This window comes from Massilia sp. TSP1-1-2 (assembly GCF_049896185.1).
Taxonomy (GTDB): Bacteria; Pseudomonadota; Gammaproteobacteria; order Burkholderiales; family Burkholderiaceae_D; genus Telluria_A.
On record NZ_JAFCTU010000040.1, the window covers coordinates 25,988 to 49,286 of the forward strand.

Below are 23,299 nucleotides of genomic sequence, written 5' to 3' on the forward strand. Positions count from 1 at the left end.
TTTGAAACGTTATCGAAACGTAGCATCATGAAATCTTTAAAATTGGGAAAATATTAGCCGTCCCGACCGTCCACAGCACGGCCAGCAGGGAACTGGACACAACAGCATGCCGGCTCGAGAACAGCTGCGGCCAGCGCAGCACGGTTGACAGCAGCATGAAACTGGCGACGTACACCAGGGCGGACAAGGCCGGCAGGCCCACACGCGAGTGCAAGGTCCAGACCAGCGCCAGCACAAACGGCAGACCGAAGCTCAGGATCGCCACCGTGTCCGGCGCCACCGACCAGCGGGCGCGCAAAGGCAAGGCGCCGCTCAGCGAGCGCGCCGCCTCGTGGGCCATTTCCAGCGGGCGGTACAGCCCACTGGAGGCGAGCGCGATCAGCGTCGAGGCGATCACCGCCGTGGGCAGGCAGCGGTAATCGTACTGCCACACCGACATCAAGCCCAGGCAGGTGAACAGCACCAGCATGCAAGTGAAAAACTTGCCCAGCATGATCGAATAATGCTGTCTATACAGGATGGCAAGCGAGAGCCGCACATGCGGCGGCAGTTGCTGGAACAGCCAGGACAAACGTCGCCCCAGCGGCAGCAACAGGCCGCGCAAGGCATCGTTGGCACGGCGCGGCATGGCCGGCACGTCCGCCACCAGGGCCACCAGGCTGGCACCCAGGGCAATCGTCACGCCAAGCGCGGCCCACAGCGGGGGCAGCGCGAGCGCGATGGCAACCCACAGATTGATCGCCAAAAAGCTAGGCACCACTTGCGGGCGGTTCTGCAGGATCGCTATCTGGGCGCACAGCTGCGTGACCAGCAGGAAAGCGATCAGCATCGTACCCTTGATGACTTCCCAGGGCATGGCGTGCTTGAAGAGGACGGCGATCAAGGCGGCCACGAACGGAATGAGCAGCGGCGTGTCGGCCAAAAACAGCACCACCAGATCCACGGCGCGCCTGGTGCGGCGCCCAATGGGCAGCGCGCGGGCGTAGTCAGTGAATACGCCGCCGTGCAATTGATCGCGCTGCATCATTGCCCACAAGGCCCAACAACCCTGCCACAGCCCGATCGCCCCCACGCGCCAGGCAACGCCGTGTTCAGGCGCGAGCAGTGCCAGCACGGGATAGGCCGCCACGCCGAGCAAGGATCCGCCCACCGGCGCCATGGTTCCCACGGCCAGCAAAATGGTTTGCCAGCGGCGCATCAGCAATTGCGCGGTTGCGTTCTTGTACCAGAGCAAACGCAGACCCAGCATCCGGAGCATCATTGCCCGCTCCTTGAGCGTGGGCAGCGCAGCGTTTTCAATGACGTTTCTCCCTGGCAAGTGGCGCAAAGCGGCGGATTATACAGTGGGGCATGCAGCAGTTTGCCGCCCCGGGAGGCGCCAAGTGCATGGTCGACGTCTGTCAGTTCCATCGTGCTAGGTTGTGCTGGCATGTTTGCTTTTCAGGTGCTTGTTACGTTGCTGTTGCTGCGCCGCCCGCTGCCGCGCGGCGCTGTCCTGGATGCGCGACGCCGCCGTGGCCGCGCTGTGGGCCGCTTGCTGCTCATCGGCCGCCAGCCGCTGCGCGAGCGCGGCCACCGTCGGGTAGGTGAACAGGTCGACGATGTCCAGCCCGGCAGCATTGCCGCCCAGCTCGCGCAATTGGCCGAGCGTGCGCAGCATCAGCAGCGAATGCCCGCCAAGGTCGAAGAAATTGTCGTGCAGGCCCACCTGCGGCACGCCGAGCAGTTCGCGCCAGATGGCGGCGATCTGCTGCTGCGTGGCGGTCATCGACTCGGGCGCTGCCGGGGCAGTTGCGCCCAGCACCGGCGAGGCCAATGCGCGCCGGTTGATCTTGCCCGTTGGCGTGAGCGGAAACGCCGCCAGCACGGCCATCGCAGACGGCACCATATACCCTGGCAAGCTGCGCTGCAAGAGCGCCTTCAAGTCCGCCGCCGCCAATACCGCGCCGGCCTTGGGTACCACCCAGGCCAGCAAGCGCGGACCGGCCTCGCCTTCGTCGCGCACCATCGCCAGCGCTTCCTGCACGCCCTCTTGCACGCGCAGCGCCGCCTCCACTTCGCCCAGTTCGATCCGGTAGCCGCGCAGCTTGACCTGGTGGTCGATCCGGCCCAGGAACGCCAGCCGGCCGTCCGCGCGCCACTTGACCCGGTCGCCCGTGCGGTACAACCTGGCGCCAGCCTGTTCGCTGAACGGATCGGGCACAAAGCGCTCGGCCGTCAGGTCCGGCCGACCCAGGTAGCCGCGCGCCAGACCTTGCCCGCCCAGATACAGCTCGCCCGCCACTCCCACCGGCAGCGGCCGCCCGCACAAGTCCAGCACGTACGCCTGGGTGCCCGTCAAAGGCCGGCCAATCGTCATCTCGCGCCGCTCGCCCCGGCGCACCACATCCCAGGTCGAATAGGTGGTGTCCTCGGAAGGCCCGTACAGGTTGTACACTGCCTGCACTTGCGAGCGCTCAAAAATGCGCTGCACCAGCGAGTCCGTCAGCGGTTCGCCAGCCAGTCCCACCGCTGTGACGCTCGCGGGCAGCGTGCCATGGCGCAGCAGTTCGATCATGGCCGAAGGCACCGTATTGACGAAGCTGACCGCCTGCGCCAGCTGCGGCAACTCCAGCGCGTTCTCCACCAGTACCGCCGTGCCGCCCATGGACAGCGGCGCGAACAGCTCGAACACCGACAGGTCGAAGCATACCGAAGTGCTGGCCAACATGCCGCCCAGCTCCTGCGCCGTGAAGCTCTCCCGCACCCAGTGAATCATCGCCACCGAGCTGCGGTGTTCAATCGCCACGCCCTTGGGCCGGCCGGTCGAACCCGAAGTGTAGATCACATAGGCCAGGTCGTACGGCCGTGCGCACTCAGGCAACGCCGTGGCCGGACGCTCGGCTGCCAGCGTTGCGTCCACCAGGCAGCCCAGTTCAAGGCAATCCGGCGGCGCCAATTGCGCCCACTGCGCGTCGCACAGCACCAGCTTCAATTGCGCGTCCCCGGCCATCAAGGCCAGCCGTTCGGCCGGGTAGGCCGGATCGAGCGGCACATACGCGGCGCCGCTCTTCATCACCGCCAGCAGCGCCGCCACCATGTCGGGCGTACGCGGCAGGCACACGCCAACCCGCACGCCGGGGCCGCAACCGCGCGATCTGAGCTCGTGCGCGAGCCGGTTCGATCTGTGTTCGAGCTGCTGGTAGCTCCAGGTCTGCTCGCCGCAGCGCAGCGCCACCGCCTGCGGCGTGCGCAGGGCCTGCGCCTGCACCAGGCCATGCACGGTCTGGCCATCTGCGTCCACCCTGCCCGTCCGGTTCCACTCGCGCACCAGCATGGATTCCTGCGCCGGGTCCAGCAGCACCAGGTCGCCCAGCCGGCCTTGCGGCAGTTGCGCCGCCGTCAGCAGCGAAGCTAACAGGATGCGCAGCATGGCCATGATGGCTTCGCCAGCCTGCTCGTCGAAACGCGCATAGTCGTAGCTCAACGCCAGCGCCAGCTTGTCACCCGCGGTCACGGTGAGGGTGAGCGGGTAATTGGTTTGCTCCTGGACCGACAGCGAGCGGATCGGCAAGCGATGTCCACCCCGCTTCAAGACGTCGTCGATCGGGAAATTCTCGAACACCACCAGCGACTCGAACAAGGGCGCACCGGACGGCAGGCCGCTGCACGCCTGGATTTGCGTCAGCGGCATGGCTTCAAAGCGCCGCATTTCCGCCAGGCGCTGCTGCAGCGCCGAGAGCCACTCGCGCAGCGGCAAGGCGTCGTCGATATCGACCCGCACCGGCAAGCTGTTGACGAACATGCCGATCATGGTTTCAACGCCGGGCAGTTCCGCCGGCCGGCCCGATACCGTGCAGCCGAACACCACCGTGCGCTCTTGCGACAGGCGCGCGAGCAGCAGCGCCCACACGCCCTGCACCACCGTGTTCATGGTCAGGCCGCCGCTGGTGGCAAAGGCCGCCAGTTGCGCCGTCTCGGGCGGCTCGATCACCAGTTCGATCACGCCGTGGCCGTGGCGTTCCTGCCCGCGATGGTCCAGCATCAGCGGCGTTGCTTGCTCGATGTCTGACAACTGCTCGCGCCAGAACCGCTGCGCCTCGCCATGATCCTGGAGCGCCAGCCATGCGACGTAGTCGCTGAACGGGCGCGGCGGCGGCGCCTGCAGCGCCTGCCCCTGGGCCAGAGCCGCAAAATCGGCAAGGAATTGCCGCTGCAGCTCGGCGAATGACCAGCCGTCGAACAACAGGTAGTGGCAAGTCCAGACCAGCTCGTATGTAGCGTCGGACAGGCGCAGCAGCGTAAAGCGCTGCAGCAGCTGGCCCGGTTCGTTAAAGCCAAGGGCCCGGTCCTCGGCCAGGAAATCGGCGCGCTTCATGGCCACCATTGCCGCGTCGTGCATGCGCCAGTCGTGCACCACCAGTTCCACGGCCACGTGGCGGTAGACGATCATCAGCGGCGTCTGCACGCCCTCCCATACAACAGTGCCGCGCAACACCGCATGCCGATCGAGCATCGCCTGCAGCGCCCCCTGCAGCACCTTGACGTCGAGCGAGCCGTCGTACTCGCTGCGCATCTGCTGCACATACATGCCACTGCCGGCATGCATCAGCGAGTGCAGCAACACGCCCTGCTGGATTGGTGTCAGCGCCAGCAAATCTTCCACCGCATTGCCGGCCGCATCGTCGCGTGCGTGCAGTGCGTCGAGCCAGTCCTGGCCAACGGCGGCCAGCGGAAAGTCGGACGGGGTGTAGCCGCCGGCCGAGGCCAGGCAGGCATCTACCAGGCCGCGCAACCGCTCCATGAACGACGCGGCCAGCCACGCCACCGTGGCAGCATCGAGCGCGCTATCCTGGCTGCTCCATGAAACGTGCAGCTCGCCGTCGATAATGACCGCATTTACTTCAAGCGGATTGGGCGACCGATTGGCGGCGTCGCGCTCCAGGCCGCGCGGCTGCGTAGCCGGCGCGAACAGCGCCTGCTCGTCGAAGACGGCGCCAATCTGGCCCAGATAATTGAAGCACACCGCATTGGCGGCCCCAGCCGCCAGCGAAGGCGCGCCGGCGCTGTAACGCAGCACACCGTAGCCGATGCCGTGGCGGGGAATGGTGCGCAACTGTTCTTTTACCGACTTTAACAGGCACAGCGGGTCGGTCTCGCCACCGAGCGCGATGCGCACCGGGTATAGCGACGTGAACCAGCCCACGGTACGCGACACGTCGATGTCGTCGAACAGCGCCTCGCGCCCGTGCGACTCCAGGTCAAAGCCGACGGTGGTGCTGCCGGTCCACGCCGCCAGTACGCTCGACAGAGCGGTCAGCAGCAGGTCGTCGATGCGGGTGCGGAACAGGGCTGGCACTTGCTGCACCAGCGCGGCGGTGGTCCCCACATCCAGGTGCACGCTATGGACGATCGGCTCGGGAACGGTGCCGGCATCGAGCGCAGCTGCGGGTACGCGCGTGGCCGCCGCGCAGGCAGCTTCCCAGTGCGGCAATTCGGCCAGCACGCCGGGGTCTTGCGCCAGCGCGCCGAGGCGTTCGCTCCATTCGCGCAACGACGCGGTCTTGAGCGGCAAGGCCACGGCTTGCCCGCGCACCCGCTGGCGATATGCGCTCGACAAGTCTTCGACGATCACGCGCCAGGACAGGCCGTCGACGATCAAGTGGTGCCCCACCAGCAGCAAGCGCCATGCGCGCTGATCCCAGCGCACGGCTGCGCAGCGCAGCAGTTTGCCGTCTTCCAGGCGCGCGTCGGCCTGCAGCGCATCGGCCAGCGCGGCAAAGCGCGCGTCGCGTGCAGGTTCGGCCAGCGTCGAGAGATCATGCGCCGGCACCACGGTGTCACCAACAGGGGCGGCGTGTTCCGCCTGCCAGGCGCCGTCAGTGCGTACAAACTTAAGGCGCAGCGCGTCATGGTGGGCCAGCACCGCGTCCATCGCCTCGGCCAACAGCGTGACATCGATGCCATCGTCAGCGGCCAACACCAGCGACTGATTGAAGTGATGGGGCGCGGGCAGTTCCAGGTCAAAAAACCAGCGCTGGATCGGCATCAGCGTCAAGCCTCCGGTCACCAGGCCTTGCTCGGCCGTGTCGGGACGGGCAACCATGGCGACTGCCGCCAGCCGTTCCAGCGTGGGATGCAGGAACAGCTCGCGCGGGGTGATGCGCAGTCCGGCCTCGCGGGCGCGGGCAATGACCTGGATCGCCAGGATGGAGTCGCCCCCAAGATGGAAAAAATGATCGCGCCGGCCCACGCGCGGGCGGCGCAATACGCGCGCCCAGATCTCGGCCAGAATCTGCTCAACCCCCTCGCGCGGCACCTCGAAAGGCGCGCCGTCGGCTGCATCGGCTGCATCGGCCGCCGACTGCGGCGCGGGCAATGCGCGCCGGTCCACCTTGCCGTTGACCGTGAGCGGAAAGCGCTCCAGCACCAAAAATGCCGAGGGCGTCATGTAGTCGGGCAGCACGCGTTGGCAATGGCTGCGCAGGCTGTCCGCGTCGAGCCGCATGGGGCGCGTGGCCGCCATCTCACGCAGCGCCGGTACGCGCTGCAGTCCCGCCAGCGCCTGCGCTGCCGGCATCCAGTCAATCAGGCAGGCGATTTCGTCCACGCCCAGGGCGTGCAACTGGTGCACCACGTGCACCGCGTCTTCGGGGGAACCGATCAGCGAGGCGGTGCGCGAGTAGCGTTCAAAGGCGAAGGCAACGGCGTTTTCCAGGTCTTGCGCTCCCAGTCCCCGATGCTCGACGCCCAGGCTGCGCACCAGCGACTCGAGCAGGCCAATGTGCGAACGCATGTATTCAAGGAAGGGTTCGCGCGCCGCCTCCACCGCTTCCTCGCGCGTCTCGCCCAGGTACGTGTGCACCATCAGCGTCACGCGCCGCGACGCCGGATCGAAACCGTGGCGCGCCAGCGCATCGCGGTACAGCCTGACATTGTCGGCCAGCGTTTCCATGGTCTGGCCGAGCAGGTGCGTCAACAGGTTGGCGCCGTGCGCGGCCGCCGTTTCAATGGTCTGCGCGTTGCCTGCCGAGGTGATCCACAGCGGAATGTCCGCCTGCCGCGGTTTCGGGTAGCTGCGCACGTCGACCAGGTTGCCGGCGCCGTCGCGCAGCTGGATGGCTTCGCCACGCCACAGCGCGCGCAGATCGCGCATCCCGGCCAGCATGGCAGGGATGCGTTCGGCCGGGGCATAGCGCTGCGGCGCCAGCACAAAGTCGCGCGGGTGCCAGCCGGACGCAATGGCCAATCCGGCCCGCCCGCCCGAAATCTGATCGACCACGGCCCATTCTTCGGCCACGCGCAAGGTCGAGTGCAAGGGCAGCACCACGCTGCCAGCGCGCAGGTGAACGCGGCGCGTGCGCCCGGCCAGCGCGGCGTTGAGCACCGCCGGATTCGGATACAGGCCGCCAACCGGGTGGAAGTGCCGCTCGGGCGTCCAAACCGCTTCAAAACCATGCTCGTCGGCGAACTCGGCAGCCGAAAAATACAGGCTGTAGCCTTCCTCGGCGTTCAAGCCGTCCGCGCCAAAGAAGTACACGCTGAACGATGGCCCGCCGGCCTGGTCCCCTTTGGGGGCCTCGCGCGCCGTCACATACGCCACCAGCTTTGGCGCACCAGGGTCGTCTTCGCGCAGCATGACGAGCGCCTGGCCAACGCCCGGCGCGCGCACCAGCGCCGCCTCGATTTCCCCCGGCTCGACCCGGAAGCCGCGGATCTTGACCTGCTGGTCGATGCGACCCAGGCATTCGAGGGTGCCGTCGGCACGGTAGCGGGCCAGGTCGCCGGTGCGATACAGGCGCGCGCCGGGCGTTCCGAACAAATCCGGCACGAAGCGCTCAGCCGTCAGGTCGGGCCGGTCGAAGTAGCCGCGCGCCACGCCGTCGCCGCCGATATACAGTTCACCAGTCACGCCCACCGGCGCCGGTTCCAGATACGCGTCGAGCACATGGCAAAAGGTGTTGCGCAACGGGCGCCCGATCAAAGGCTGCGACAGCGCCGCCGTGAGCCGGTGCGAAGTGGACCAGATGGTGGTTTCGGTGGGGCCGTACATATTCCACACCTCGCTCACGCGCTCAAGCAGTGCCCTGGCCAGCGACGCGCTCATCGCTTCGCCACCGCACAGTACGCGCAGCGGCTTGTCGGTCTTTGGCCAGGTGCTTTCGCACAGCAGCTGCCAGGTGGCGGGCGTTGCCTGCATCAGCGTCACGCCAGTGCGCTCTACCAGCCTGGCAATCGCTTCCGGGTCGCGCGCGCTGGCGGCCGAAGCGAGCACCAGGCGAGCGCCCTCGACCAGCGGCAACAGCAATTCGAGTCCGGCGATATCGAAAGAAAGCGAGGTGAGACCGAGCACCGCGTCGTCCTCGCCAAGCCGATGCGTTAGCCCGACGGCCACCAGAAAATTGGCCAGCGCCGCGCGCGGCACCACCACGCCCTTGGGCGCGCCGGTCGAGCCGGACGTGAACATGACATACGCTGCCTGCTGCGGCGCCAGCGCCTGCAAAGTAGCGGGGGGGCCGGCTGCGGCGCCCTCTTGCTCCAGCGCGGCGGCATCGACCATCAGCACCGTGCAGGCGAGCGCCGGCAACAGCGCGCCCGTGTGCGCATCGGCCAGCACCAGCGCAGGCCTGGCCTGGGCCAGCACCGCCGCCATGCGCGCCGGCGGCAGCGCCGGGTCGAGCGGCACATAGGCGACACCGGCGCGCAGCGCGGCCAGCACGGCCAGCGGCAAGGCGCGGGTGCGCTCAAGGCAGATGCAGACCCGGTCCTCAGGTCCGACACCGGCCTCGCGCATGCGCCGCACGAGCGCCTCCACCGCATGGTCCAGCTGAGCATAGGTCCAGGCGCCCGCCTCGTCTTCCACCGCCACGCGGTGCGGCGCGCTGCGCGCCTGGGCGGCAAACCGCAGCGCCACATCTTCGTCGTCCCGGCGAACAGTGAACGCAGGGTTAAAGCGCGTGAGCACTTCCTCGCGCGCGGCATCATCGAGCAAGGCAAGCCGGTTGGCCGCCACCTCAGGGTCGTCCAGGGTCGCGTTCAGGGCCGCCATGAACTGGTCCAGCAAGCGCGCGCCATACGCGTGGCCGAATGACGCATCGGCGTCGATTTCCACCGTGGCCCAGCCGGCCTCGCCAATCCAGGCGCTCAAGCGCAAGCGATGGGCAGCCAGCACGTCGGCATGGCGCGCCAGATCCAGACCGGCCGGGCGCTGGGGATAGCAGGCAAACTGCAACGGGCACGCGGGACCTGCCGCGCTTGGGGCCAGACGCTCTACCTGTGCGGGTTCGAAATCGCTGGCCCAGCGCCGCGACTGCTGCAGCGCCGCCTGCCAGACGCGCAGCTGGCGCGAAAACGGCGCATCTGTGGACACCGGCATCGCCACCGGCAGCAGCTTGGCGACCGGGCCGAGCGTATCGGCAAGCTCCTGCATGTCGCGTCCGCCGTCACGCAGCCACAGCGGCAGCACCGTATCGGCCTCGCCCCCAACCACGCGGCGCAACAGCTCGCCCCAGACGGCCAGCAGCCAGGTTTCACTATCGATTTGCAGCGCCTGGCACAGCGCCTGCAGGCGCCGGCAAGCCGGTTCTGCCAAGGTGCGGCGCACCCGCGTGCCGCTCTCCATGACCCCTGCCGCCTCGCGTTCGGCCGGCAGCGGTGGAACAATTGGCACCGGCAGTGCGCGCCAATGGCGGCGCCCGTCGGCGCGCTCTTCGTCAAGCAGTTGATCATCCCACCACAGGGCCAGGTCGTCATAAGGGATCGCATCGGCTCCGATAACCGGGCGCGCGTACAGCGTTTCCAGCACCGCAGCCGCGCTTGCGCCATCCGCATGCATACCGGGCATGGCCACCGCGCACAGCCAGCGCCCGTCCGGCAGTTGGCTGTGTCCATGGTAAAGCACCGCCTGTGCGACCGTGCCAAGGTCGAGACCGTGCAGCGCCTCCCATGCCAATTCCATCTCCGCGGGCAAGGCGAGCCGGGACAGCAAAGCGGACATGTCTGCGCCATCGGTGGCGCCGGCAGGCAGGCCGGCATCGGTGCCAGTAAAGCGCGAACGCAGCAAAGGGTGCGAGCGCAGCAGCGCGTGGGCGGCGGCCGCCAGATGCTCGTCGTCAGGCGCGGCATCGCTCATGCCAAGCGCAACAGCCCGACACGGCGCGCCCTTTCGCAGCTCGCGCCAGATCATGCGCTGCTGCGGGGACACGGCGCATGGCTCAGCGCGGTCGGTGGTCATGGTCATGGTCATTATTACTTCCTAGCTTCATCAATGTTGTATTGTCGTTGTGTTCAAGCGCGCAGTTGCCTGCTTACCCGGCCGGCAAGGAAGTGCGCCGCGCCCGCAGCGAGCGCAGGAACGCGCCGTCCTGCTTGCTGCGCTCGGCCTGCGCCTCCTGCTCGCGCTGCGCCGCCAAGGCGTCGAGCGCCTCGTCGATCGCGCCCAACGAAGGCGCCCCCATCGCAGGCATCAGACGCAGCAGGTCGCACAGGCGCTCGATGACGCATTTGGCCTGGGCGTCATCGATGCGATCGACCGCATAGGTCAGATAGCCGCGCAGCTCATCGTCGGTTTCACTGATCGTCAGCGACAGGTCGAACTTGGCCACGTCGTCGTCGATCGGCAAAGGCGTCAGACGCAGATTGTCGGCATCGACGATGGCGCCCAAATCGTTCTGGTAGTTGAACCACACCTGGAACAGCGGTGTGCTGCCAAGCGACCGTTCGACGCGCAGCTTGTCGACCAGTTGCTCGAACGGGATGGCGCGGTGCTGCTGCGCCTCAAGCACCACCTTGCGGCTCTCGCCGATCAGTTCAGGCAGCGCCATGCGCTCATTAAAGCGCAGGCGCAGCACCAGCGAATCGACAAAATAGCCGATCAGATTTTGCAGTTCGGCGCGCGGGCGGTTCACTGCGGGTGAACCGATTACGATGTCGCGCTGGCGCCCGTAGTGGCCGAGCACCAGCGTGAACGCCGTCAGCGTGGCCATGTAGACCGAGACGCGCTGCGTGCGCGCATACGCGGCCAGCGCGCCGCGCACGTCGGCCGGCACCACAAAATAGCGCACCGCGCCGCGGTAGCTTCTTTCCAGCGGCGCCGCCTTGCTGCCGGCCAGTTCGAACGGCGGGGGCAGTTGTGCAAGCTGGGTGCGCCAATAGGCGAGTGGCTCCCGGAACGCGTCCTCATCGAGTTCACGGCGCTCGCGGCGCGCAAAATCGGCATACTGGAGCGTCAAAGGCGGCAACTGCGCCGCGCGCTGATCGCGCTGCGCCAGATACAGCGTCACCAGTTCGCTGATGAGGATATGGGCCGACCAGCCGTCCGAGACAATATGGTGCTGCACGAGCAGCAGCACGTGGCGCTCTGGCGTGGCGCGCAGCAGCATGCAGCGCCACAGCGGCGCCTGGGCCAGATCGAAATCCTGGTTCCTGAACGCGGCGATTTGCGCGCTGGTGCGGGCGGCCAGTTCTTCCTCGGTGCCGGGGCCGATGTCAAGCACCGGCAGGTCAATGGCCACCTCGGCAAACACCCGCTGCAGCGCCACCCCGTCTTGCGTGACAAAGCCCGTGCGCAGGCTGTGCTGGCGCTGCGTCAGCTGGCGCAGCGCCGCATGCAGGCAGTCGGCGTCGAGCGGTCCGTCAATGCGCACTGCGGCCGGCATCAGGTAGGCGGCGCGGGCCACATCGAATTGATGCATGAACCAGACGCCCTGTTGGGCGAACGACAGTGGCGCGTCGTTGCTGTCGCCTACCACTGTTTCGAGGCGAGCTTCATGCACTTCAGCGCCATCGAGGGTCACCCGGTCGGCCAGCTGCGCCAGCGTCGGATGCTCAAAGACTGCGGCCACCGAACCGCGCCAGGCCAGCTTTTGCTCGAGTTCCGCAACCATCCGCAGCGCCAGCAGCGAATGCCCGCCCAGGTCGAAGAAATTGTCATGCAGTCCCACCTGCGGCACGCCCAGCAGCTCGCGCCAGATGGCGGCCACTTGCTGCTGCGTGGCCGTCATGACCTCGGGCGCTGCCGCGAGCGTGGCAGGCAGCACGGGTGCCGGCAGTGCCTTGCGGTCAACCTTACCGTTGGGCGTGAGCGGCAACTGCGCGAGCACGACAAAGGCCGACGGCACCATGTAGCCCGGCAGCTTGCCCAGCAAGAAGCTGCGCAGCACGCCCACATCCGGCGCATCGCCGGCGGCCACCAGGTAGGCGACCAAACGCCGCTCACCAGGCTTGTCTTCACGTACCTGCAGCACCGCTTCACGCACGGCGCCGTGGTTCAAGAGCGCCGCTTCGATGTCGCCCAGTTCGATGCGGTAGCCGCGCAGCTTGACCTGGTGATCGATGCGCCCGAGGTAATCGACGCGGCCGTCGGCGCGGTAACGCGCCAGGTCGCCGGTCCGGTACAGGCGCGCGCCCGGCGCGGTGCTGAACGGGTCGGCAATGAAGGCCGCCTGCGTCAACTCGGGACGGTGCAGATAGCCGCGCGCCAGGCCGGCGCCGCCAATGTACAGTTCACCGGCCACGCCCAGCGCCACCGGCTGCAGGAACGCGTCCAGGATGTACAGGCACGTGTTGGCGACCGGGCGCCCGATCGAGACTGCATCCAGGCTGCCCGGCGCGATCCGGTCGAACGTCGAGTAGGTGGTGTCTTCCGACGGTCCATACAGGTTATAGACGCTTTCGACGCCCGCCTGATAAAGACTTTGCGCCAGCGCGTTTTGTAGGGGTTCTCCGGCCAGGCCGACCACTTTGACGCCGGCCGGCACCTGGTTCAAGCGCACCAGTTCCGTCATCGCCGAAGGGACGGTATTGATGAAGGTGAGACTGCCCTGGTCCTGCATGGTCGGCAGATGCAGCGCATTTTCCACCAGCAGGATGCGCCCGCCCCAGCTGAGGGGCACAAAGACCTCGAATACCGACAGGTCAAAGCACACCGAGGTCGAGGCCAGCATGCCGGCGCGCTGTGCCGGCGTAAAGGCGTCGCGCGCCCAGTGCAGCAGCGTGACGGTGGCGCGGTGTTCAATCGCCACGCCTTTGGGCTTGCCGGTCGAGCCGGAGGTGTAGATCAGGTAGGCCAGGTCCTGCGGGGAGACAAGCGGCGCCGGGTTGGCGGCGCTTTCGCCCTCGCCCCAGGCGCTGTCGATTACCTGGACCGGCGCCTTGGAGCCCGCCACAAGGTCGCCAAAGCGGGCATGCGCCAGCACCAGCGTGGTGGCGGCGTCGTCCAGCATGAAGCGCAAGCGCTCGGCCGGATAGGCCGGGTCCAGCGGCAGGTAGGCGGCGCCGGCTTTGAGCACCGCCAGCAGCGCGACGATCAAGTCCGCATTGCGCTCCAGGCAGACCCCGACCACCGCCCCCGGTTCGATGCCGCGCGCGCGCAGACTGTGTGCGGCGCGGTTGGCGCGGGCATTTAATTGCGCGAAGCTGATTCGTTCACCTTGGCAGCTAAGCGCCACCTGGTCCGGCGTGCGCGCCACCTGCGCTTCGAACAATTGGTGGATGCATGGCGCGGTGGGATAGGCGACATCGGTCTGGTTCCACGTGACCAGCAACTGTTCGCGCTCGCCCGCCGACAGCATCGGCAGCGTGCCCACTTGATGCGCCGGGTCGGCCGCCACCGCGTCGAGCAGGCGTGTCAGGTGCCCCGCCATGCGCGCCATATTCGCCGCGTCGAACAGATCGGTGCTGTATTCAAAGGTGCAGAGCAACTGAGCGCCCTCTTGGCGCGCATACCAGGTCAGGTCGAGCTTGGCCGGCAGTTGCGCCGCCGGCAGCACGTCCATGCGCAGGCCTGGCAACGCCAGCGCGTCGTCCGGCGTATTTTGCAGCGCCAGCATCACCTGGCACACCGGTGCGTGGCTGGTGTGGCGCTCGGGATTGAGCGCTTCGATCAGCTGCTCGAACGGCAGGTCCTGGTGCGCATACGCGGCCAGCGCGGTGGCGCGCACCTGCTGCAGCAGTTCGCTGAAGGAGGTGGTGCCATCGACCTGGGTGCGCAGCACCAGCGTATTGACAAAAAAGCCGATCAGCGGCTCCAGCTCGGCGTGGCGGCGATTCGCGATCGGCGTGCCGATGCAAATGTCGCTCTGCCCGGCATGGCGCGCCAGCAGCACGTTGAAGGCTGCGGTCAAGGTCATGAACAAGGTGGCGCCAGCGTCGCGGCTGAGCGTTTGCAAGGCGGCCGTGGTGGCCGCGCCGATGACGAAGGTGAGACTGGCGCCGCGATGGCTTGGCGAAGCCGGCCGCGGACGGTCGGTCGGCAAGGTCAGCAAGGTTGGCGCACCGCTCAATTGCTCCTTCCAGTAGAGCAGTTGCTGCGCCAGCGTGTCTCCCTGCAGCCAGGCGCGCTGCCACTGGGCGAAATCGGCATACTGGATCGCCGGTTCCGGCAGCGGCGACGCCTGCCCTTGCGCATAGGCCGTGTACAGCGCGGCCAGTTCGCGCACCAGGATGCCGATCGACCAGCCGTCCGAGGCGATGTGGTGCATCGTTAGCAGCACGATGTGCTCGTCCGGCGCCATGCGAATCAGCCGGGCGCGCAGCAGTGCGCCGCCGTCCAGCCTGAACGGGGTTTGCGCTTCTTCACAGGCCAACTGGGCGGCTTGCGCTTCGCGCCCGGCGCCGTCCAGGCCGGTTAGCTCGGTTAGGTCCGTGAACGCGAGCGCACAGCCAGTCGCAGGGATCACAAGCTGGCGCGGCTCCCCGCCCACATTGGCAAAACGGGTGCGCAGCGATTCATGGCGGCGCATGATTTCGCTCAGGCTGCGCGCCAGCGCATCGGCGTCCAGACTGCCGCGCAGGCGCACAGCAGCCGGTACGTTATACAGCGCCGTGCTGCCTTCCAGCTGGTCGATGAACCACAATCGCTGCTGGCCGAACGAGAGCGCCAGCGGCGCGTTGCGGTCGGCCCGCGCGATAGCCGGCAATGCCGGCAGCCCGTTTGCAGCGCCCTGCTCCTTGCGCGCCTGATCGATGCGCTGGGCCAGCGCGCTGAGCGTCGGCGCGTCAAACAGCGCGCGCAGCGGCAGCTCGAGCGCGAACGTGGCGCGCACCTTGGCCAGCACTTGCGTGGCCAGCAGCGAATGGCCGCCGATATGGAAAAAATTATCGTGAACGCCCACCTGGTCGAGCTTGAGCAAGCCGGCCCAGATCTGCGCCAGCGTCTGTTCAGTCGCCGTGCGTGGCGCGCAAAAGCCATGCTCGCCGCGCAGCATCTGCGGCGCCGGCAGCGCCTTGCGGTTGATCTTGCCGTTGACGGTTAACGGCCAGCTCTCCAGCACCACGAAATGCGCCGGCACCATGTAGTCGGGCAGCACCTGCCTGAGCGCAGCGCCAAGGTCATTCACCCGTTCGCTTTGCACGCCCTGCGCCAGCGTCAGATAGGCTACCAGGACCTTGTCGCCGGGTTGGTCTTCGCGCAGCATCACAATGGCGTCGCGCACTTCCTCCATGGCCAGGATACGCGTTTCGATTTCGCCCAGTTCGATGCGAAAGCCGCGCAGCTTGATTTGCCCGTCCTTGCGGCCGAGGTATTCGATGTTGCCGTCGGCCAGATAGCGCGCCAGGTCGCCCGAGCGGTACATGCGCGCACCCGGTGTGGGGCAAAACGGATTGGGGATGAACTTTTCCGCCGTCAGGTCGGGGCGGTTCAGGTACCCGCGCGCCAGGTTCTCGCCCGCGATGTACAGGTCGCCGGTCACGCCGATGGCGACCGGCGCGAGGTTGGCGTCGAGCAGGTAGATCTGGGTATGGTCGATCGGGCGACCGATGGGCGGCAATCCGGATCCAGACGTTCCATCTGCGGGCAGCGTATAGGCTGTGACGACGTGGGTTTCGGACGGCCCGTAATGGTTGTGCAGGCGGCGCCCGTCCAGGCGCAGGAAGTCGCGCAGGGCGCTGGTGACGGACAAGGCTTCGCCGGTGGCGATGATCTCTTTCAGGTGCGACAGCTCGACCCGTGCCGACGGCGCGATCGCTGCAATGGTCTGCAGGACCAGCACCGGCAGCGTGGCCGTTTCGATCGCGTGGCGCGTCATGAACTCGGCCAGCGCATAAGGATCGACGCGCACGTCTTCCGGCACGATGAACAAGGTGCCGCCGGACTGCCAGCTGGTGAACATTTCGCAGAAGCTGACATCGAAGCTGACGGACGCGAACTGCAGCGCGCGGCGCGGCTTGGGCAAGGCTTGCTCGCTCCAGATCAGCAGATTAGCCAATGCGCGGTGCGGCAGCGAGGTGCCTTTCGGCTTGCCGGTGGAGCCTGACGTGTAGATCACGTAAGCCAGGTTGTCGGGGCCGGTGCTGTTGTGCGGATCAGACGTGGGCAGCGCATCGAGTTGCGCCGCCTGGGTGTCGAGACAGAACACGGCAATGTCGCCGCCGGGCTGCAGCTCGCCGCCGTCAATGAAGCGCTGCTGGGTAAGCAGCACCGCCGGGCGCGCATCAGCGAGCATGTACGCCAGGCGCTCAGGCGGATAGGCCGGGTCGAGCGGCACATAGGCGGCGCCGGCCTTGAGCGCACCGAGCACGCCAATGGCCATGTCCAGCGAGCGTTCCACGCACAGACCGACCGTCATGTCCGGCCCCACACCGGCGCGGCGCAGATAGTGGGCCAACTGGTTGGCGCGCGCGTTCAGTTCCGCATAGCTTAGCTGCGCGCCTTCGTACACCACCGCGACAGCGTCTGGCGTCAGCCGGACCTGCGCTTCGAACAGTTGCTGGACCGAGTCAACGGTGAACCGATCCACGCACCCCGACTGTCCGCGCTCCGCGGCGGTGTCGTTCCAGCCGTAAAGCAGCTGGGCGCGTTCGCTTGCCCCAAGCATGTCCAGTTGGTCGAGCGCGCACTGCGGCTGCGCGACCGCCGCCTGGAGCAGCGCGCTCAGGTGAGCTGCCATGCGCTGCATGGTCCGGGCGTCAAACAGGTCGGTGCTGTACTCAAAACTGGTGAGCAACTGCCCGCCTTCTTCCTGCACATGCCAGGTCAGGTCGAACTTGGCCGGCGTATCCGTCGCGGGCAGGGCCTGCATCGTCAGGCCCGGCAGCACCACCTCGTCCATCGGCGCATTGAGCATGGCCAGCATCGCCTGGAACACGGGCGCGTGGCTGGTGTGGCGTTCGGGATTGAGCGCTTCGACCAGCTGCTCAAACGGCAGATCCTGGTGCGCATAGGCTTGCAGCGCGGTGGCGCGCACTTGCTGCAGCAGCGCGCTGAAGGATGCCGTGCCGTCCACCTGGGTGCGCAGCACGAGGGTGTTGACGAAAAAGCCGATCAGCGGCTCAAGTTCAGCGTGACGGCGATTGGCGATCGGGGTGCCGATGCAGATATCGCTTTGCCCGGCATGGCGCGACAGCAGCACGTTGAAAGCGGCGGTCAAGGTCATGAACAGGGTCGCGCCGGCCTGGCGGCTGAGCGCCTGCAGGGCGGCCGTGGTGGCCGCGTCAATGGTGAACGCCAGCCTGGCGCCGCGATAGCTCGGCATCGCGGGACGCGGCCGGTCGGTCGGCAAGGTCAGCAGCGTCAGTGCACCGCTCAGTTGCTCCTTCCAGTAGCCCATTTGCTGCGCCAGCGCGTCGCCCTGCAGCCAGCTGCGCTGCCAGTGGGCGAAATCGGCGTACTGGATCGCCAGTTCCGGCAGCGGGGACGGCTGTCCCTGCGAATAAGCCAGGTACAGCGCGGCCATTTCGCGCACCAGGATGCCGATCGACCAGCCGTCCGACGCAATGTGGTGCATCGTCAGCAGCACCATGTGCTCGTCTTCCTGCAGGCGGATCAGGCGGGCGCGCAGCAATGCGCCGCCGTCCAGCTTGAAGGGCGTCTGCGCTTCCTGGCGCGCCAGCTGGCCGGCTTGCTGTTCGCGCTCGGCGCGGTCCAGGCTAGTGAGGTCAGTGAATGCGAGCGCACTGCCTGCCGCCGCATCGACCACCTGATGCGGCTGCCCGTCCAGCGTGACAAAACGCGTACGCAGCGCTTCATGGCGCCGCACGATCTCGTCAAGGCTGCGCTTGAGCGCGTCGGCGTCCAGACTGCCGCGCAGGCGCACGGCGGCCGGCATGTTGTACAGCGCAGTGCTGCCTTCAAGCTGGTCGATAAACCAGAGCCGCTGCTGGGCGAACGACAGCGCCAGTGGCACGTTGCGCTCGCAGCGCGTGATCGCGGGCATGGCCGGCGCGGCGCCCGCACCGCCCTGTTCCTGGCGCGCCTGCGCGATACGCTCGGCCAGCGTGGCGATGGTGCCGGCGTCGAACAACGCGCGCAGCGGCAGCTCCAGGTCGAATGCGGCGCGGATCTTGGCCAGCACGTGCGTGGCCAGCAGCGAGTGCCCGCCGATATCGAAGAAATTCTCATGCACGCCAATGGTCTGGTGAGCGTCGCGTCCCAGGGCCTCCGCCCAGATCTGCGCGAGCAGCAGCTCGTTGGCGGTGCGCGGCGCGACCAGATCCGGCGCCAGCGTGACGTCCGGCGCAGGCAGTGCCTGACGGTCGATCTTGCCGTTCGGGGTCAATGGCAGCTGGTCCAGGACCACGTACAGCGATGGCACCATGTAGTCCGGCAGCGCCGACTGCAGATGCGCCTTGAGCGTGGCGGCAATGCCATCACGGGCGTCAACGAGCGTGACATACGCGACCAGGCGTTGTTCGCCCGGCGCATCGGCGCGGGCCAGCACCACCGCCGAGGCGACCTGCGCATGCAGTGACAGCTGGTGCTCGATTTCACCGAGCTCGATGCGAAAACCGCGGATCTTGACCTGGCCGTCGCCCCGGCCGAGGTACTCCAACTGCCCGTCGGCCCGCCAGCGCACCACGTCGCCGGTGTGATACATCCGCTCTCCGGCGCGCGCGCCGAACGGTTCGGGGACGAAGCGCTCCGCCGTCAGATCGGGACGCGCCAGATAGCCGCGCGCCAGGCCTTCGCCCGCGATGTAGAGCTCACCCCACACTCCGGCAGGCACCGGCAGCAGCCATTTGTCCAGCACATGCACGCGCGTGTTGCGCAGCGGACGGCCGATCAGTGGGTCAACGTCGCAGGCCGTGATTTCAGTCGCGGTGGACCAGACGGTCGTCTCGGTCGGGCCATACACATTCCACAGGCGCGCGCCGCCACTGAGCAGGCGCGCGGCGAGCGAGCGCGGCATGGCTTCGCCGCCGCACAGGCAGCGCATGCCTTGCGGCGCCGTCCAGCCGGCGTCGAGCAGCATGCGCCAGGTCGACGGCGTTGCCTGCATCAAGGTCACCCGTCCCGCCGCCACGTGGGCGGCGATCTGCAGCGGATCGCGGGCGTCCTCGCGCGAGACCATGACGACCCGTGCGCCGCTGACCAGCGGCAGCAGCAGCTCCAGGCCCGCGATATCGAAGGAGATGGAAGTGAGCGCCAGCACGCCCTCGCCGGCTGTGCAGCCGGGTTCACTGCCCATGGCATGCAAAAAGTTGTCCAGCGCGCCGTGGGTGACCGCAACGCCCTTCGGGCGCCCGGTGGAACCGGAGGTGTACAGCACATAGGCCAGGCTATGCCGGTGCAGTGCGTGCTTGACGTTGGCCATGGGCGCGGCCGCGTCAAGCGCCGTCGGGTCGATCACCGGCAGTGCCGACGGCGGCAGATTCGCGAGCGTCTGCGCGGTGGCGACCAGGGCCACCGGCGCGCAGTCGCGCAGGATGTAGGCCAGCCGTTCGGCCGGATATGCAGGGTCCAGCGGCACATAGGCGCCGCCGGCGCGCACGATACCGATCAACGCGACCACCAGCTCGATGGAGCGCTCCATGCACAGCGCCACGCGCGTGTCGGGGCCGACGCCGGCTGCCTGCAGGCGCGCCGCAAAGGCTGCCGAGCGCTCGTCCAGTTCCCCGTAGGTGAGACGGCGCCGGCCGGCGTCTTCTTCCAGAGCGATCGCGTCGGGGTGAGCCGCGCACTGTGCGTCGAACCGATGCAGCAGGGTTGACGATTCGGGCCCGGCTGCGCCCACACTCCAGGCACGCGCCAGCACGTCCTGCTCGTCGCTCGGCATCCAGGGCAAAGCCGCCAGCGGCAGTTCGGGCGTGCGCACGAGCGAGCGCAAAAGCGTGGCCAGATGGCCGGCCATGCGGGCGACCGTGGCGCGCTCAAACAGGTCGCAGGCATATTCAAGATAGCCGACCAGACTGTCGCCCCGTTCGGTCAGCGAGAGCGTAAGGTCAAATTTCGCCGTCCCGATATTCAGGTCAAGTGGAACACAGTCGACTCCGGGCAGGGAGAATGCATCCATCGGCATGTTCTGCAGCATGAACATGGTTTGAAACAGCGGCGCATGGCTCAGGTCCCGGGCCGGCTTGAGGTGCTCGACCAGCCTTTCGAACGGCAAGTCCTGGTGCGCGAACGCTTCAAGCGCGGCCTGCTTGACCTGGCCCAGCAAGACCAGGAACGAGGCCTCAGGATCAATCTGCGCGCGCATGACGAGCGTGTTGATCAGGCATCCGATCAAGCCTTCCAGTTCCATTCTTGGCCGGTTGGCTACCGGTACGCCGACGCTGATGTCGGTCTGCCCCGCGTGCCGCCAGAGCAGCGTCTGGTAGGCGGCCAGCACCACCATGAACAAGGAGGTGCCGGCGCGCGTGGCGAGCGCGCGCAGCGCAGCGGTCAGCGCCGGGTCGATCTCCACCGGCAGCAGGTCGCCGCGATAGGATTGCTTGTGCGGGCGCGGAAAATCGGTGGGCAGCGCCGTTCTCGCAGGCGCATCCTGCAGCTTGGCATGCCAGTACGCGAGTTGACGATCCTGCGCCTCGCCGCTCATCCATTCGCGCTGCCAGTGACTGTAGTCCGGGTATTGGAATTCGAGTTCCGGCAATGCCAGCTGCTCCCCGGCCAGCCCGGCCCGATACAGCGCGCCCAGTTCGCGCACCAGCACGCCCAGCGACCAGCCATCGGAAACAATATGGTGCATGCTCAGGCACAGCACCCAGTCCTGCTCGGCGATGTGCAGCAGGCAAGCGCGAAACAGCGGCCCACGTTGCAGGTCGAATGGCCGCTGCCCTTCCGCCAGCGCTTCCTCAAAGGCGCGCTGCGCCCCTGCGCTGCTGTCGCCTTCTTCCAGGTGGCGCTCGGTCCAGCATACCTGGCCCTCGGGCCGTATCAACTGCAACAGCTGGCCTTCACTTTCGGCGAACGTGGTGCGCAGCGACTCATGGCGCTGCACGAGCGCATCCAGGCAGGCGCGCAGCAAGTTGGTATCGAGCGCCCCGCGCATGCGCAACGCCACCGGCAGGTTGTAGAACGGCGAGCCCGGCGTGAGCTGATCCAGAAACCAGAGCCGCTGCTGGGCAAACGACGCCTCGAATTCATAGAACGCATCGTCTTCGCCAGGTGGCGTGGCGCTAGCCGAAGTGGATGTCATCATAGTCTTTGAGCCTGTCAATGTCGTGTCGTGGTGCATGCGGTTCAGCGCTTCGGGGCAGCGGGCGCCGGACGTGTCGTCGCCTTGCGGTCCAAGCGCGTGATGCGCGGCGCGGCGGGGGCCGCAGCCACTGTGGCCCGGACTTCCTCCACCGCCCGTGCCAGCCCTTCCAGCGTGGGGTTGGCAAAGCAAACCTGGAGCGGCACATCGACCTGCAGCCGTTCCCGGATGCGGGCAATGCCCTGGATGGCGAGCAGCGAATGGCCGCCCAGTTCAAAGAAATTGTCGTGCACGCCAATGCGTTCCACCCGGAGCAGCTGCGACCAGATCTGCGCCAGCTCCTGCTCCAGCGCGTTGCGCGGCTCCACCCGTTCCTGGGTGCTGCCAGCGCCTTTTGGCGCCGGCAGGCGCCGGTAGTCCACCTTGCCATTGGCCGTGGTGGGCAGCCACTCGAGCAGCACCAGCGCGCCCGGCTGCGCGTATTCCGGCAACCGTGCTTGCAGGTGCGCGCGCAGTGCCGGCAGCAGCTCTTCCATCATCTGTCCTGCCAGTGGCTGGTTGCTCGCCACCCAGCCGGCAGCGGGCAGCGCCTGCGGCGCGATCCATGCGGGCGCCGCTCCGACGCGCTCCAGCACCAGGTCGAAGCAGGTCTCGTCCTGCTGCGCGCCACTCCAGCGCAGCCGCGCCGTCCAACCCAGTTCACGGGCCAGCTCCACCAGCGCCTGCGGCTGGGACGCACCCTGCGCCGCATCTGCCGCCTGTTCCTGCAGGCGTGCCAGCGGCAGCTCGGAACCGGCTTCCTGCAATGCGCGCGCCAGCGCCGCGTCGGCGACCGTGCGCGCATTCGGAATGCGCGCCAGTCCCAGCCGGGCGACCGTCGGCGCCTGGCCCGCCAGCAGCGTGCGCAAGCCAGCTTCGTCCAGTCCCTGCTGGCGCCAGTCCAGCCAATCGAGCACCAGCGCGGCGCCTTCCTGCTTGGGACCAATGTGCAGTACCACGTCGTAGCGGTAACCGGTCAGTTCGTTGCTGGCGTGGCCGTGCTTGTGCAGCACTTCCACATGCGCCACGCGTCCCAGGCGCTGTGCCAGATCCAGGAAATAGGCGGGCGAGAGTACCAGCTCCTTTTCCATCGCCATCTGGCGCGCCACGCGCTCGCGCAGCTGTCCGGCTGGCGTGCCGCCTGCGGCCTGCCACGATTGCACCGACGCGTGGAACGTCTCGAGCAGCGGCAGGCTGCGCACGTCGCCAATGAACACCGTGCCGCCATCGGCCACGGCATCGAGCGCCCCTTCCAGCACCCGGTCTAGATAGGCGCGGTCGGGGAAGTACTGCACAATCGAATTCAGCACAACCGTGTCGAAGCGCCGCGCCGGCATGCCGTCGAAGCAGTCCGCCAGTCTGCGTTCCAGCGTCACCTGGCCTAAGCCCAGTGCGCCCGCGCGCCGTTCCACATAGTCCAGCGCGCCCTGTGCGAAATCGGTGCCCAGATAGTGCTCGGTGGCGCCGGCCAGGCGCAGCAGCAGCAAGCCGGTGCCGCAGCCAATTTCCCATGCGCTGCGCGCGCCCAATGCGCCGATCCGGTCAACCGTCGCCTGCACCCATTCGCGCATTTGCCACACGTCGATCGGTTCGCCCGTGTAGCTGCTGTTCCAGCCGCTCAGCGCAAATTCTTCCGCCTGCGCTTCACCCGCCTGCGCGCCGCCCGCGTACACCGACTGCTCATACAGTTCCTGCCATTCGGCCACCTGGCGGTTCCCCAGCTCCGGTTCATTCTCGCCCTGCTCCACTTGTTGGAGCGCTTTTTCCAGCTGCGGCACCACGTACGCCACCAGGCGTTTTTCGCCAGGGCTGTCTTCGCGCACTGTCGCCACCGCATCTTTGACGGCCGGATGCTCGCGCAGCGCGCTTTCAATTTCGCCCAGCTCCACCCGGTGCCCGCGCACCTTGACCTGCTGGTCCAGCCG

Annotated in this window: 4 protein-coding genes; all 4 read right to left on the reverse strand. The window is 67.5% G+C overall.

The genetic code is table 11. From position 1 onward, the window contains the following. Positions 1-25: 25 nt before the first annotated feature. On the reverse strand, positions 26-1,261 hold the full coding sequence (locus ACP7BV_RS23785; RefSeq protein ID WP_426107309.1) for a hypothetical protein: 1,236 nt from the start codon (positions 1,259-1,261) through the stop codon (positions 26-28). Positions 1,262-1,414: 153 nt separating this feature from the next. Beyond that, complete coding sequence (locus ACP7BV_RS23790) at positions 1,415-10,225, reverse strand: amino acid adenylation domain-containing protein (RefSeq protein WP_426107310.1); 8,811 nt, start codon at positions 10,223-10,225, stop codon at positions 1,415-1,417. 61 nt (positions 10,226-10,286) lie between these two features. Continuing rightward, entirely contained in the window at positions 10,287-21,338 is an 11,052-nt protein-coding gene (locus ACP7BV_RS23795) for an amino acid adenylation domain-containing protein (RefSeq protein ID WP_426107311.1), read from the reverse strand. A 41-nt stretch (positions 21,339-21,379) separates the two neighbouring features. Next, positions 21,380-23,299: phosphopantetheine-binding protein (locus ACP7BV_RS23800; RefSeq protein ID WP_426107312.1), on the reverse strand; the 1,920-nt coding region annotated here is incomplete at its 5' end.